Source organism: Mycolicibacterium sp. XJ879 (genome assembly GCF_053483935.1).
In genome coordinates this window covers 341,376-356,628 of the sequence record NZ_JBEFTH010000005.1, presented here as the reverse complement: position 1 = coordinate 356,628, position 15,253 = coordinate 341,376, and the positions used below count along the sequence as shown (strand labels likewise).

At 66.4% G+C, this 15,253-nt stretch carries 11 protein-coding genes; 3 read left to right on the top strand and 8 right to left on the bottom strand.

Features of this window, described 5'->3' with window-relative positions:
• Window positions 1–11: 11 nt before the first annotated feature.
• The gene (locus ABQF13_RS14575) at window positions 12–2,129 is read right to left on the bottom strand and encodes an MFS transporter (RefSeq protein WP_448393452.1); all 2,118 of its coding nucleotides are present in this window, start codon (window positions 2,127–2,129) and stop codon (window positions 12–14) included.
• Window positions 2,130–2,217: 88 nt separating this feature from the next.
• Window positions 2,218–3,522: a multidrug effflux MFS transporter gene (locus ABQF13_RS14570; RefSeq protein WP_448393451.1), complete on the bottom strand. Its 1,305-nt coding sequence runs from the start codon at window positions 3,520–3,522 to the stop codon at window positions 2,218–2,220.
• Between the two features lie 145 nt (window positions 3,523–3,667).
• Between ABQF13_RS14570 and ABQF13_RS14565 the strand changes: the two genes are divergently transcribed.
• The 3 genes from ABQF13_RS14565 to ABQF13_RS14555 all read left to right on the top strand — a co-directional run bounded on the left by ABQF13_RS14565 (window position 3,668) and on the right by ABQF13_RS14555 (window position 9,339).
• Window positions 3,668–4,420 (top strand): hypothetical protein, encoded by a 753-nt coding sequence (locus ABQF13_RS14565; RefSeq protein ID WP_448393450.1) that lies wholly within the window; start codon window positions 3,668–3,670, stop codon window positions 4,418–4,420.
• 204 nt (window positions 4,421–4,624) lie between these two features.
• A complete protein-coding gene (locus ABQF13_RS14560; protein WP_448393580.1) occupies window positions 4,625–8,365 on the top strand; it encodes a multifunctional oxoglutarate decarboxylase/oxoglutarate dehydrogenase thiamine pyrophosphate-binding subunit/dihydrolipoyllysine-residue succinyltransferase subunit in 3,741 nt (1,246 codons plus the stop codon).
• Window positions 8,366–8,508: 143 nt separating this feature from the next.
• Window positions 8,509–9,339, top strand: coding sequence for an SDR family NAD(P)-dependent oxidoreductase (locus ABQF13_RS14555; protein WP_448393449.1), 831 nt, complete (start codon window positions 8,509–8,511; stop codon window positions 9,337–9,339).
• 11 nt (window positions 9,340–9,350) lie between these two features.
• On the opposite strand, the gene ABQF13_RS14550 is transcribed toward ABQF13_RS14555, so the two are convergent.
• The 6 genes from ABQF13_RS14550 to ABQF13_RS14525 form a co-directional block, all read right to left on the bottom strand.
• Window positions 9,351–10,196, bottom strand: coding sequence for a glycine betaine ABC transporter substrate-binding protein (locus ABQF13_RS14550; RefSeq protein WP_448393448.1), 846 nt, complete (start codon window positions 10,194–10,196; stop codon window positions 9,351–9,353).
• A gap of 2 nt (window positions 10,197–10,198) precedes the next feature.
• The gene (locus ABQF13_RS14545; protein WP_448393447.1) at window positions 10,199–11,383 is read right to left on the bottom strand and encodes an NAD(P)-dependent malic enzyme; all 1,185 of its coding nucleotides are present in this window, start codon (window positions 11,381–11,383) and stop codon (window positions 10,199–10,201) included.
• Window positions 11,384–11,425: 42 nt separating this feature from the next.
• Window positions 11,426–12,415 carry a malate dehydrogenase gene (locus ABQF13_RS14540; RefSeq protein ID WP_448393446.1) on the bottom strand — a complete coding sequence of 330 codons (990 nt, stop codon included), beginning with the start codon at window positions 12,413–12,415 and terminating at the stop codon, window positions 11,426–11,428.
• A gap of 198 nt (window positions 12,416–12,613) precedes the next feature.
• The gene (locus ABQF13_RS14535) at window positions 12,614–13,219 is read right to left on the bottom strand and encodes a suppressor of fused domain protein (protein WP_448393445.1); all 606 of its coding nucleotides are present in this window, start codon (window positions 13,217–13,219) and stop codon (window positions 12,614–12,616) included.
• Window positions 13,216–14,415, bottom strand: a complete 1,200-nt coding sequence (locus tag ABQF13_RS14530; RefSeq protein ID WP_448393444.1) for an ABC transporter ATP-binding protein — start codon at window positions 14,413–14,415, stop codon at window positions 13,216–13,218. The genes ABQF13_RS14535 and ABQF13_RS14530 overlap by 4 nt, the downstream gene beginning before the upstream one ends.
• 4 nt (window positions 14,416–14,419) lie before the next feature.
• Window positions 14,420–15,244 carry a carbohydrate ABC transporter permease gene (locus ABQF13_RS14525; RefSeq protein WP_448393579.1) on the bottom strand — a complete coding sequence of 275 codons (825 nt, stop codon included), beginning with the start codon at window positions 15,242–15,244 and terminating at the stop codon, window positions 14,420–14,422.
• Window positions 15,245–15,253: the final 9 nt, after the last annotated feature.

Sequence of the window (15,253 nt, the reverse complement as noted above, 5' to 3'; positions counted from 1 at the left end):
CGGTGCGCCGTTCATTCGTTCCATGGCAGCGAATGTCTGCCGGAATGCCGCCGGTCGTCGGGATCCTCGTCGCGGGAATGCCTGCCGTGCGACTGAAACCAGAACGAGCGTGACTCGTTCGCCTCATCCGACCGGCGATGTCGCGGGCGCCGATAGTGGTGGCCGGTCGCCATCTCGTACGCGTCGGCCACCGACGACCGCGGCTCGGCCAGCGGCCGTCGGCCCGTCGGCTTGAACCTTCGCTGATCGTCGACGTGAAACCCGTTGTGCGCATGCCCGATCGGCTCGGGCTCCGGCGACGTAGCGGGCACCGAAGGAACGTCGTCGAGCAGATCCAAGACAGCGCGCCAGGATTCACGCTCGTCGGTCTCGGGTTCGGCCGCTGTGTCGTTCTGCCAGTACCGCGACGCGCGAGGCGTGTGCGACGGCGGCGTGGCGCGCGCCGGGATCGGGTCCGTCGGCGACTCGGCGGCATCGGGTGCCACTGGTACTGGTCCGGGCTCATCCCAGGACACCGTGTACTCGAGATAGTCGTCGTCATCGTCGACGAACGTCTCGTCGCCGCCGTAGTCGACCGCCAGACCGGCGCTGGCATCGGGATCGACGACGTCGTCGGCGACTGGGTCGCTCTCGAAGCCGACGAGGAACAGCGCCAGCACCACACCGAACAACGCGATGAACGCCGGCAACAACATCGCCTGCGACATCGCCGCGGCGAACGATTCGTGAAGGAAACTCGGCAGTTCCATGACGCCCGAGGTATCGGTGGCCTGGTCGGCCGCCGGCGGCATCACCGCGCCGATCCGCCACGTCATGAACGCCGCGATACCGGCGCTGCCCAACACCGACCCGACCTGGCGCGTGGCGTTGTAGACACCCGAACCCGCACCGGCGCGGTCGATCGCCAAATTGCGGGTGGCGGTGGCGGCCAGCGGCGACCAGATGAAGGCCATGCTCACACCGGTCACCGCCAACGGCACCGCGATCCGCCAGATTGGCGTCGTCGGCGTCATCTCGATCGACAGCCACGTCACCGAAATGGCCAGTAGAGAGAACCCGAAACCCACCACCGGCCGAGGATGCGACCGGTCGACGATTTTGCCGACGAACGGCGCCAGCACACCGCTGAGGATCGCCATCGGCGCCATCAGCAGACCCGAGCGGGTCGGGGTGAGCCCGCACACCGCCTGGGCGTAGAACATGACCGGCACCATCATCGCGGTCACGACGAAACCGATCGTGGCCACACCGAGGTTGGACAGGGCGAAGTCGCGGTCGCCGAAGATCGCCAGCGGGACGAGCGGTTCGGCAGTGTTGACCGACTGCCAGATCAAGAACGCTGCCATGAACCCGACACCGCCGGCGATGGCGCCCCACACCCACGGCGCCCACTCGTGGGCCTGCCCTTCCTGCAGCGCGTACACGATCATGAACATGCCGATACCGGACAGCAGCACGCCCGGTACGTCGAACGGCTGCTTGTTCGTAGGTAGTTCGGGTACCAGCCGCGCGGCCAGAACGATCCCGAAGACGCCGACCGGCACGTTGACGAAAAAGATCCACTGCCAGCCGAGGCCGTCGACCAGAAACCCACCGGCCAACGGGCCGACCAACGTCGCGACACCCGCGGTCGCCCCCCACACGCCCATCGCGACGCCGCGACGGTCGGCTGGGAAGATCCGCGTGATCGTCGACAGGGTTTGTGGCGTCAACAACGACGCGCCCACCCCCTGCAGCACCCGCGCGGCGACGAGCATCCCGATCGTGTCGGACAGCCCGCACCACAGCGAGGCGGCGGTGAAGACGGACAACCCGATCAGGTAGAGGTTCTTCGGGCCGAACCGGTCACCGAGGCGACCGGCCACCAACAGCGGCACCGCATACGCCAGCAGGTAGGCGCTGGTGACCCAGATGACCGCGTCGTAGTCGGCGCCCAGCTGGTCCATCAGCGACGGATTGGCGACCGCCACGATGGTCGCGTCGACCAGAATCATGAAGAAGCCGACCATCATCGCCCACAGCGCGCGCCATGCGTTGCGGGACTCGGGGTCGCGCGGCAGCAGACCGCCGAATCCCCGCCGCACCGCGGAGGTTAGGCCGGCGGGCCGGCGAATGAGGTTCAGGGACATCTCGAGTCGACTAGCTACGTGACGGTTCAGCCGACGCTACGGAGCTTGCGTGGTCCCGACAAGTCGGGGCTCACACGTGCACCTAAGGTCAGGCGGGTTCAGGGACGACGTCGCCGGTGACTCCGTCCGCGCGTTCGACCGCCGACACACCATCGGCGTGATATCCGCCGCGCAGCGTGGAGGCCAACGCGAACAACGCGACCACCATACCCATCGTCATCACCAGAGCGAGCGCGATCTCGTCGTTGCCGAGCACGCCGACCAACGGGGCCACCACCGCGCCCAACCCGAACTGTGCCGCGCCGAGCAGCGACGCCGCCGTACCCGAGGCCTCCGGATGCCGCGTCAACGCCACCGCCGGCGCATTGGGCAGCACCAGACCCATGGCTCCGAGGATCGCCCACACCGGGATCACGAAGCCCAGCACCCCACCGAACCCGGTGAGCGAGAGCGTGATGAACACGGCCCCGGCTGCCGTCGCGGCCACCAGCGCCCACAGCATGATGGCTTGCGGGGCGAACCGGCGCAGCAGCACGACGTTGAACTGTGTGGAGCCGATCAGCGCGATTGCACCTGCGGCGAACACCAGCGCGAACGCCTGCTCGTCGAGGCCGTAGCGACCCTGCAGCACGAACGGCGCCCCCGATATGTAGGCGAACAACCCCGACATGCTCAGCGCAGCGACCACGACGGCGACGACGAAACGCACGTCGCGCAGCAGTTGGCCGTATGTGGCAGCGATGCTGCGCAGCTTCAGCGGCCTGCGGTGCGACACCGGAAGGGTTTCTGGCAGCGCCAACGCCGCGACCAACAGCAGTGCGCCGGCCATCGCGACCAGCGCGGCGAACACCCACGGCCAGGAGCCTTTCAGCAACACCGCGGCACCGAGCGATGGCGCCAACACCGGCGCGACCCCCAGCACCAGGATCAGCCGCGACATCACGGTGGCCGCAGCCGAGCCGGCGAACAGGTCACCGACCACGGCGACGGCGACCACCGCGGCGGCGGCAGCACCCATGCCCTGCATCCCGCGGGCCACACCCAGCACGGTGATGTTGGGCGCGAGCATGCACAGCAGCGACGCCGCCATGTGCAGCACGATGCCGACCATCAGCGGACGACGCCGGCCCAGCGAGTCTGACAGCGGCCCCACGATCAGCTGGCCCAGCGCCAGACCCGCCAGCGTTCCGGTGAGGGTGAGTTGCGCGACCGACGATGACACCCCGAGCTGTTCACCGATGTCAGGCAGCGCCGGCAGGTACATGTCGATGGTGAGCGGGCCGAGCGCCACCATCACGCCCAGCACGAGGATCATCCGGGTTCGGCTGGGCGCGTTGGTTCGCGAGATCTCGGAGTCCGCGCGCGTCAGGTCCACAGCCGGTGATGTTGCCATGAAAGTGGTTAGCGTCGCTTCTCAATATTTTCTTCCCAATCGGGCACACAGTGAGGGCAATCACCGCGGGCACGCCGGCGCGCGGTGGTTCGTTAGGTGAAGCGGATAGCCTGAATAATTCGGCGTTCGGACAGGGAGGCCGCCAATGAGTGCCTGGTCAAAGGCCAACAAACAGCTGCCCGATCCCGGCGACGCCAGCCCAGAGAATCCGGGCGCTGCCGCCAAGGTGCTCTCCGGCATCCTCGAGCGCGGTTCACGCGTGCAGGCACCCGCGGTTCAGGCTTATGTCAACCGTATCCGCGAACGCAATCCTGACGCGACACCCGCGGAGATCATCAAGAAGCTCGAGACGCAGTATCTGGCGGCGGTGGTCGCCAGCGGTACGGCCGTCGGCTCGGCGGCCGCGGTGCCCGGCATCGGCACGTTGGCCGCGCTGTCCGCTGTCGCCGGTGAGACGGTGGTCTTCTTGGAGGCGACGACGCTGTATGTCCTGGCCGTCGCCGAGGTGCACGGAATCCCGGCCGAGCACAACGAACGCCGCCGCGCCATGGTGCTCGGCGTCCTGGTCGGCGACGACGGCAAGGCTGCGCTCGCCGACCTGGTCGGCAAGCGCCGTACCAGCGGCGCATGGGTGGCCGAGGGTGCAGCGACGTTGCCGCTACCCGCGGTGTCCCAACTGAACAACCGCCTGCTGCGCTATTTCGTGAAGCGCTACACGCTGAAGCGCGGAGCGATGGCGTTCGGCAAGCTGCTGCCCGTGGGCGTGGGTGCCGTCATCGGTGGTGTAGGCAATCGGCTGATGGGCAAACGTATCGTCGCCAACGCCCAAAAGGCGTTCGGCAGCCCACCGCCGCGGTGGCCGTCGACTCTGCACGTGCTGCCCGCGCCCCCGAACTAGCCGATACTGACCCACGCTGGCCATAACGCCGTTGTCATGGCTTGACCGTTGCTTCGGCGCTAGCCTTTAGGTCGGCGGAAAGGCGGGTAACCGCACAGAACTGGCAAGCGCGATGACCGCGCTTGCGTGACGCGAGAATTGAGGCGAATAGCTACCGTGAGCTCACCTTCACCATTCGGACAGAACGAGTGGTTGGTCGAGGAGATGTATCGCAAGTTCCGCGAGGATCCCTCGTCGGTAGACCCCAGCTGGCATGAATTCCTGGTCGACTACTCCCCCGAGCCGACGACCGACAGCCAGGCCTCCGACGGTAACGGTCAGCGGGCCGCGGCGCCGATCTCACCGCCGGAACCCGCACCCGCGCCCGCCCCGAAGGTGCCTGCGGCCAAGGCGGAGCCCAAAGCGGAGCCGAAGGCCGAACCGAAGAAGCCAGAAAAGAAGTCCGAGCAAAAGCCGGCCGAATCCAAGAACTCGCAGCGCACGTCGACCAAGCAGACGAGCGACGAGGAAAAGCCCGCCAAGGCCAAGACAACGGCGCCGCAGGGCGACGACGACGAGACCCAGCAGCTGCGCGGCGCGGCTGCGGCGGTTGTCAAGAACATGTCAGCGTCGCTGGAGGTGCCGACGGCCACCAGCGTGCGGGCCATCCCCGCCAAGCTGATGATCGACAACCGGATCGTCATCAACAACCACCTCAAGCGCACCCGCGGCGGCAAGATTTCGTTCACCCACCTGATTGGCTATGCGCTGGTTCAGGCGGTCAAGAAGTTCCCGGGGATGAACCGCTCCTTCGACGAGGTCGACGGCAAACCCCACGTCGTCACCCCGGCCCACGTCAACCTGGGCCTCGCCATCGACTTGCAGCGCAAGGACGGCGACCGCCAACTGGTGGTGGCGGCCATCAAGAAGTCCGAGACCATGCGCTTTGGCCAGTTCATCGCCGCATACGAGGACATCGTGCGGCGCGCCCGCGACGGCAAGCTGACCATGGACGACTTCTCCGGGGTGACCATCTCGCTGACCAACCCCGGCACCATCGGCACCGTGCACTCGGTGCCGCGGCTGATGCGCGGCCAGGGTGCGATCATCGGCGTCGGCGCGATGGAGTACCCGGCCGAGTTTCAGGGCGCCAGCCCCGAACGCATCGCCGATCTGGGCATCGGCAAGCTCGTCACGCTGAGCTCCACCTACGACCACCGCATCATCCAGGGCGCGGAGTCGGGTGACTTCCTGCGCACGATGCACGAACTGTTGCTCTCCGACGATTTCTTCGACGAGATCTTCCGCGAGCTGGCGATCCCCTACGAGCCGGTGCGCTGGCGTACGGACAACCCCGATTCGATCGAGGACAAGAACGCCCGGGTAATCGAGCTGATCGCCGACTACCGCAACCGCGGCCACCTGATGGCCGATATCGATCCGCTGCGCTTGGACAAGGACCGGTTCCGCAGCCACCCCGACCTCGACGTGTTGACCCACGGTCTGACGCTGTGGGACCTCGACCGCGAATTCAAGGTCAACGGGTTCGCCGGCGCCGAGCACAAGAAGCTGCGCGATGTGCTCGCGGTGCTGCGCGACGCGTACTGCCGCCACATCGGTGTGGAGTACACCCACATCCTCGAACCCGAACAACAGCAGTGGTTACAGGAGCGCATCGAGGGCAGGCACGACAAGCCGACCGTCGCCCAGCAGAAGTACATCCTGAGCAGGCTCAACGCCGCCGAGGCGTTCGAGACGTTCCTGCAAACGAAATACGTTGGGCAGAAACGGTTCTCGCTGGAAGGCGCGGAGACCGTCATCCCGGCGATGGATGCCGTCATCGACCAGTGCGCCGAGCACGCTCTCGACGAGGTGGTCATCGGGATGCCGCACCGCGGCCGGCTCAACGTGTTGGCCAACATCGTCGGCAAACCGTATTCGCAGATCTTCAGCGAGTTCGAGGGCAACCTCAACCCGTCGCAGGCGCACGGCTCCGGTGACGTCAAATACCACCTGGGTGCCACCGGCACCTTCATCCAGATGTTCGGCGACAACGACATCGAGGTGTCGCTGGTCGCTAATCCGTCACACCTGGAGGCGGTCGACCCGGTGCTGGTGGGTCTGGTGCGGGCCAAACAAGACCTGATCGACATCGAAAGCGACGATGACGCGTCCGAAAAATTTCCCGTCGTCCCGCTGATGCTGCACGGTGACGCCGCGTTCGCAGGCCAGGGCGTAGTCGCCGAGACGCTCAACCTCGCGCTGCTGCGCGGTTACGGCGTGGGCGGCACGATCCACATCATCGTCAACAACCAGATCGGTTTCACCACATCGCCTTCCGACGCCAAGTCGTCGGAGTACTGCACCGACGTCGCGAAGATGATCGGGGCTCCGATCTTCCACGTCAACGGTGACGACCCCGAGGCCGCGGTGTGGGTGTCGCGGCTGGCCGTGGACTTCCGGCAGAAGTTCAAGAAGGACGTCGTCATCGACCTGATCTGCTACCGCAAACGCGGTCACAACGAAGGCGACGACCCGTCGATGACGCAGCCGGCGATGTATGACGCGATCGACGTCAAGCGCGGGGTGCGCAAGACCTACACCGAAGCGCTGATCGGCCGTGGCGACATCTCGATGAAAGAGGCTGAGGACGCGCTACGCGACTACCAGGGTCAACTGGAGCGAGTGTTCAACGAGGTCCGCGAACTCGAGAAACACCCGATCGCTCCGAGCGCGTCGGTGGAGACCGACCAGATGGTGCCCGCCGGTATGCACACCGGTGTGGACAAGTCGCTGCTGGCCCGTATCGGCGATGCGCACCTTGCCATGCCGGAAGGTTTCACGGTGCATCCGCGGGTAAAGCCGGTGTTGGAGAAGCGCCGGGAGATGGCCTACGAAGGCAAGGTCGACTGGGCGTTCGCCGAACTGCTGGCGTTCGGCTCATTCTTGGCCGAAGGCAAGCTGATCCGGTTGTCCGGGCAGGACACCCGGCGCGGCACATTCAGTCAGCGGCACTCGGTGATCATCGACCGCAAGACCGGCGAGGAGTTCTCCCCGCTGCAGTTGCTGACCGTCGACAAGGACGGCAACCCGACCGGCGGCCGGTTCATGGTGTACGACTCGGCGCTCTCGGAAGTCGCTGCGGTGGGCTTCGAATACGGCTACTCCGTCGGCAACCCGGACGCCTTGGTGCTGTGGGAGGCGCAGTTCGGCGACTTCGTCAACGGTGCGCAGTCGATCATCGACGAGTTCATCAGCTCGGGTGAGGCCAAGTGGGGTCAGCTCTCTGATGTGGTGCTGCTGCTGCCCCACGGACACGAGGGGCAGGGTCCCGACCACACGTCTGGCCGCATCGAGCGGTTCCTGCAGCTGTGGGCCGAGGGTTCGATGACGATCGCGGTGCCGTCGACCCCCGCGAACTACTTCCACCTGCTGCGCAGGCACGGCCTCGACGGCATCCACCGCCCGCTGATCGTGTTCACGCCGAAGTCGATGCTGCGCAATAAGGCCGCCGTCAGCGATCTCAAGGAGTTCACCGAGGCCAAGTTCCGCTCGGTGATCGAGGAGCCGACGTTCGCCGAGGGCGACGGTGACCGCGGCAAGGTGCGCCGGGTGTTGTTGTGCAGCGGCAAGCTCTACTACGAGTTGGCCGCCCGCAAGAACAAGGACGACCGCCAGGACGTCGCGATCGTGCGCGTCGAACAGCTCGCTCCGCTGCCCCGGCGGCGGCTCGCCGAGACGCTCGACCGGTACCCGAACGTCGAGGAGTACTTCTGGGTGCAGGAGGAGCCGGCCAACCAGGGTGCGTGGCCGACGTTCGGGCTGACGCTGCCCGAGGTGTTGCCCGAGAAGCTGGGCGGCATCAAGCGCATCTCGCGGCGGGCGATGTCGGCGCCGTCGTCGGGCTCGTCGAAGGTACACGCCGTCGAGCAGCAAGAGATCATCGACGAAGCCTTTGCGCCCTAGTGGTTAACGGGTTGATCGCCGGCATCTGGTGGCTGTTCCGCGGGATCAACCCGCTAGTTGACAGCCCCCGGCAAGGGGGTCCAGTACCTGCTACCGCGAGTACCGACTAGCCTCGACCGGAGCAATCGATACGAGGAGTGGCTATGGAAGGCTTCGCCGGAAAAATCGCGGTGGTGACCGGCGCCGGATCAGGCATCGGGCAGGCGTTGGCGATCGAACTGGGCCGGTCCGGCGCAAAGCTGGCGATCAGCGACGTCGACACCGACGGACTGGCCGCTACCGAGCAGCAACTCAAGGCGATCGGCGCGCCGGTGAAGGCCGACCGGTTGGACGTCACCGAACGGGAAGCCTTCGAGTTGTACGCCGAGTCGGTGGTGGCACACTTCGGCACCGTCAACCAGGTCTACAACAACGCCGGGATCGCCTACGTCGGCGACGTCGAGGTGACGCCGTACAAGGACATCGAGCGCGTGATGGATGTCGATTTCTGGGGTGTGGTCAACGGCACCAAGGCGTTCCTGCCGCACCTGATCGCCTCCGGCGACGGTCACATCGTCAACGTCTCCAGCGTGTTCGGCATCTTCTCGGTCCCGGGGCAGGCGGCCTACAACTCCGCGAAGTTCGCGGTTCGCGGATTCACCGAAGCGCTGCGCCAGGAGATGATCGCCAAGAAGTACCCGGTGAAGGTGACTACGGTGCATCCCGGCGGCATCAAAACCGCGATCATGCGTAACTCGACAGCCGCCGAGGGCGTCGATCGGGAAGGCCTGACAAAGACTTTCGACACCCGGCTGACGATCACCACGCCGGAGAAGGCGGCACGCGAAATCCTCTCCGCGGTCCGCAGGAACAAGCCGCGGGTGCTCGTCGGCCCGGACGCCAAAGTGCTCGACGCCATCGTGCGGATCACCGGTTCGGGCTATCAGTGGCTGTTCAACACGGTGGTGTCGCGGCTGGTGCCCAACGCGCACTGACCGCGAGCGGGTCAGATGCCCAGGGGGTGTTCGGCCAGGAACGCGTCCACGACGTGGCCAGGGTCTTTGCCGGCGGCGACGTCAGCGCGCATCTGCGCCAGCGCCGCGGTGTCCAGCACGCCGGCGATCTCGTTGAGCGCGAGCACCTGCCGTTCGTTGAGCATGTTGCGACGGTACAGCGGCACCAGGTTCTCCGCGCGGATCAGCGATGTCTTGTCCGACAACGTCAACAGCTGCGGCGGGATGCCGGTCGCGGCGGTCGTCGTCCACCCCGCGTTGATCTGGCCCGCCTGCACAGCGGCGAACATCGCGGTGCTGTCCGGGTATTCAGCGGAACTGCCGACGTCGCAGGTGCCCAGCGTGGCGGGCCCCGGCTCATCGACGACGTGGCCGACCCTCAACTTGTCGCAGTTGCGCACCGCCGCGGTGACATCGCGTCCGCCCCATGCGTCGGCGGTCGACTCGGTGACGACGAGCGCAGGTTTGTCCTCCGCCGACATCGTGTAGTCACCCGCGGCGATACCTTCTGGCAAGGCGGACACCAGGTCTCGGTACACCTGCGCTGCCGAGCGCGCGGTCGCGTCGGGCATGAACCGGTGCAGCAACTTCCCGGTGAAACCCGAGACGACGCGGACATCGCCGGCATCCAGTTTGATCAGCGGGTCGGCTTCAGGTTCGACGTGCGCGGGGCTGCCGTAATAGCGCAGCGCCGCGGCGTAGAGGTGCGCGATCACCGTTGCGTCGGGATCCGGCACCGAACCGACGGCGATGGACGGAGCTACGGCGTCATCGCCGCAGCCGGCGGTGGCCGCGACGAGCAGCGCGACGAGCGCTGACGCCAGCCACCGAACGGCCATAATCAGGTGCCGGCGGCGTCGGCAACCGCTTGTGCCACAGCCGGACCCACCCGCGGGTCCAACACACTCGGCACGATGCAGTCGGGCGAGAGGTCGTCGGCGACCACCGAGAAGATCGCCTCGGCGGCCGCCACCTTCATCTGCTCGGTGATGCGCCCTGCGCCGGCGTCCAGCGCCCCCCGGAACACTCCCGGGAACGCCAGCACGTTGTTGATCTGGTTCGGGAAGTCGCTGCGACCGGTGGCCACCACGGCGGCGTGTTTCTTCGCGTCGTCGGGATGGATCTCGGGGTCGGGATTGGACAGTGCAAACACGATGGCGTCCGACGACATGGTCGCGACCAGTTCAGGCGGCACCACACCAGCAGACAGCCCGAGGAACACGTCGGCGCCGTTGAGCGCCTCGGCCAGGCCGCCGGTCACCCCGCGGGGATTGGTCTGTTCGGCCAGTTCGGCCTTGTAGGCGTTGAGATCTTCGCGGTCTCCGTGCACGATGCCCTGCGAGTCCAGCACCGTGATGTCGTTGATCCCCTTGGCCAGCAAGATCTTTGTGCACGCCACACCGGCCGCGCCCGCGCCGGACACCACCACGCGCAGCGACGCCGGATCACGTTCCACGACGGCCGCGGCGCCAATCAGCGCCGCCAGCACCACGATTGCTGTTCCGTGCTGGTCATCGTGCATGACCGGGCAGTCCAGCGCCTCGACGAGACGACGTTCGATCTCAAAGCAACGCGGCGCGGAGATGTCCTCCAGGTTGACGGCGCCGAACGTCGGGCGCAGCCGGATCAGCGTCTCCACGATCTCGTCGGGGTCCTTGGTGTCCAACACGAGCGGGATCGCGTCGAGGCCGGCGAACTCCTTGAACAGCGCGCACTTACCCTCCATCACCGGCAGCGACGCCGCCGGTCCGACGTCGCCGAGGCCCAGCACCGCGGTGCCGTCGCTGACCACAGCGACCAGGCGGTTGGCCCAGGTGTAGCGGGCGGCCAACGTGTGGTCGGCGGCAATGGCCCGGCTCACCTGCGCCACACCCGGTGTGTAGGCGATCGACAACGCACGCTGGGTATCCAACGGCGACTTCAGTTCTACCCCGAGCTTGCCACCGGCGTGGCCAGCGAAAATCTCGTCGTCAGAAAGGACGATGTTGGATTCGGTCACCAAATGCTCTTCCACCGCTTGCGACACGGTGTCGAGGGTAGCGACGAACTGGTAGGTAGCCTAATCGCCTCAGATGAGTCCGAGGTCGGTGACCGCCTTGCGCTCATCGGCGAGTTCGCCCGTCGTCTTGTCGATGCGGGCACGGGAGAAGTCGTTGATCTCCAGGCCCTGCACGATCGTCCAGTTACCGTTTTCGGTGGTCACCGGGAACGAGGAGATCAGCCCCTCCGGCACGTCGTAGCTGCCGTCGGAGATCACCGCCATCGACACCCAGTCGTCCTTCGGAGTGCCCAGCAGCCAGTCACGTGCGGCGTCGACGGTCGCCGACGCGGCCGAGGCCGCCGAGGAGGCGCCGCGCGCGTCGATGATCGCCGCGCCGCGCTTGGCCACCGTGGGAATGAAGTCGTTCTCGATCCAGTCCTGGTCATTGACGACATCGGCGGCGTTCTTGTCGCCGATCTCGGCGTGGAAGATGTCGGGGTACTGGGTGGCCGAGTGGTTGCCCCAGATCGTCATCTTCTTGATGTCGGTCACACTGGCGCCGGTCTTGGCGGCCAGCTGGCTGATCGCGCGGTTGTGGTCCAGGCGGGTCAGCGCGGAGAACCGTTCGCGCGGGATGTCGGGTGCGTTGCTCATCGCGATCAGCGCGTTGGTGTTGGCCGGGTTACCGGTCACCCCGATGCGGATGTCGTCGGCGGCGACCTCGTTGAGTGCCTTGCCCTGGGCGGTGAAGATGGCCCCGTTGGCCTCGAGCAGATCGCTGCGCTCCATGCCCGGGCCGCGCGGCCGGGCTCCGACCAGCAGCGCCAGGTTGGCGCCGTCGAAGATCTTGTTGGCGTCGGCGCCGATCTCCACGCCGGACAGCAGCGGGAACGCGCAGTCGTCGAGCTCCATCACGACACCCTCGAGCGCTTTGAGCGCCGGCTCGATCTCGAGTAACCGCAGCTCGACTGGGCGATCGGGGCCCAGGAGCGAGCCGCTCGCGATGCGGAACAACAGGCTGTAGCCGATCTGGCCCGCCGCACCGGTGACGGCGACCTTGAGGGGACTTGTGCTCACGTCAGATGCTCCTTGGATCCAGATGGTTTCCGCACGAACCTAGCGCACCGACCTGCGCTTGCTGCTAGCCGGTTCTGGTTTTCGCGGAAGCCCGCCGCTCACGCTGGACGAGCGGCCCGCCGCTCACACTGGACGAGCGGCCCGCCGCTCACACTGGACGAGCGGCCCGCCGCTCACACTGGACGAGCGGCCCGCCGCTCACACTGGACGAGCGGCCCGCCGCTCAGGATCGAGCACGTCGACCCCGTCCTGCTGCCACGCCTCACGCATCGCGTCGGCGCCCTTGAGCCGCACCCAGGCCGCCTCCGTCGCGGTGATCGGCGTCGCCGACAACACCGTCACCGGCGGCAGCGGCGGCGTCAACGCGACGTCGTCGATGTCGCTGGTCGCCAACAGGAACGCGGTGAACGGGGAGCCTTCCCACAGCGGCGACTCCAGGTCGATGAGCGCGTCGGGCGCGAGCACCAAACCTTCGACTGCTGGGGCGGCAGCGACGATCGCGATGGACCGCACCAGCCCGCGGGGGGTGGTGCCGCGCAGCGCGACGCTGATCTCGGCTCGCGGGCCGTGCAGCGCGTCGGTGACCATCTCGGTCGGGTCGGCCATCGGATGTCGCGAACAGCCAACCGAGACATAGTGAAAGACGCCCTCCAGCCCGGGCCTGCCGTCGGGCCCGAAGCGCAGCACGTCGATGTTCTCCGTCCCCAGGAACGTGACGCTTGCCACGTCGGGTTCGGTGGCGATGCCGACGCGGGTGAAGTGCTCGCGCACGTGCTCGCGGACCCGCGCCAAGACGTCGATCACTCGGCTGGCGGCCCGGCCGCATCGTCGGCGTCGTCGGGAAGGCTGAGGTTCCGGCCCGAGTCGGGATCGAAGATCACCAACTTCGATGTGTCGACGGCAAGCTGGATGGTGTCGCCTTGTTTGGCGGTGGACTCGGTGGAAACTCTTGCCACAAACTCGTTTTCGCCGCTGCCGGACTCTGCCGCCAGCTCGGCGAGTTGGGCGGAGCGCGCGCCGGTGCCTTCGGCCTTGAAGTGCACGTACTTGTCGGCGCCCAACGACTCGACCAGTTCGACCGTCACGTCGAACGTGAACGCGCTGATGCGCGCGTAGCCGTCGAGCACCGCGGCATCCTCGAGGTGCTCGGGACGGATGCCGACAATCACTTCGGATGGGGCGTTGCGCCGCGTCAACCGGTCGTGGACTTCGGGGTTCATCGTGACTTCGCCAAACGGCAGCCGTACGCCCACATCGGTGATGCTGGCGGGCAGGAAGTTCATCGCCGGGGAACCGATGAAGCCCGCCACGAACAGGTTGGCCGGGAACTTGTAGAGCTCATCGGGTGTGCCGACTTGTTGGGCCACCCCGCCCAACAGCACCACCACGCGGTCCCCCAACGTCATGGCCTCGGTCTGATCGTGGGTGACGTAGACCGTCGTGGTGCCCAGCCGGTCCTGCAGACGCGCGATCTCCGAACGCATCTGGACTCGCAGCTTGGCGTCCAGGTTCGACAGCGGCTCGTCCATCAGAAACGCTTTGGGGTCGCGGACGATCGCGCGACCCATCGCGACGCGCTGGCGCTGACCACCCGACAGCTGCGCGGGTTTGCGGTCCAGAAACTCGGTGAGGTCGAGGATCTTGGCGGCTTCATCGACCTTGCGGGCGATGTCACCTTTTTTCATCTTCGCCAGGGTCAGCGGGAACGCGATGTTCTGCCGGACGGTCATGTGCGGGTACAGCGCATAGGACTGGAACACCATCGCGATGTCGCGGTCTTTGGGCGCCTTCTCGTTGACGCGGTCGCCGCCGATGCGCAACTCCCCCGACGTGATTTCCTCGAGGCCGGCGATCATGTTCAGGGTTGTGGACTTCCCGCAGCCGGACGGCCCGACCAGGATGATGAACTCGCCGTCGGCGATGGTCAGCGACAAGTCCTTGACGGCCGTCGCACCGCCTGGGTAACTCTTGGTCACCCGGTCCAACACGATTTCGGCCATCGAACTACCCCTTCACCGCACCGGATGTCAGACCGGCGACGATCCGTCGTTGGAAGATGAGAACAAACACAATGATCGGGATGGTAATGACCATCGCCCCGGCCGCGATCGAACCCGTCGGCTCCTCGAACTGCGAACTACCGGTGAAGTTTGCGATCGCGACGGGCGCGGTGATCGCGCGCTCTGTCGCCGTCAGCGACAACGCCAGCAGCAGGTCGTTCCACGCGAAGATGAACACCAGAATCGCCGCGGTGACGATGCCGGGGGCAGCCAACGGTGCGATCACCTTGCGGAACGCCTGCCACGGGGTGGCGCCGTCCATCTTCGCCGCCTTCTCCAGATCCCACGGGATCTCCCGGAAGAACGCCGACAGCGTGTAGATCGCCAGCGGTAACGCGAACGTGATGTACGGAATGATCAGCCCCGGCCAGGTGTCGAACAGCCCGATGTTGCGCCAGATGTTGAAAAGCGGTGTGACCAAAGAGATCTGGGGGAACATCGCGATCAGCAGCGCGACGCCGATGAGCAGCCGCTTACCGGGGAACGTCAACCGGGCCACCGCGTACGCGGCCATGCCGCCGATCGCGACCGCGATCAACGTGGTGATCAGACCGACGCCGATGGAGTTGATCAGCGCCGAGGAGAAAAAGTTGCCTTGAAAGATGCCCTTGTAGTTGTCGAACGTGATGCCATCGGGAATCAGCTTGCCGTCCTTGACGGTGGACGTCGGCTTCAACGACAGGCTCAGGATCCACAGCACCGGTAGCAGCGCATACACCACCACCAGCACGTTGACGACGGTCCAACCCGTTGCGCGCCGGGCGTTCACCCGCTCAGC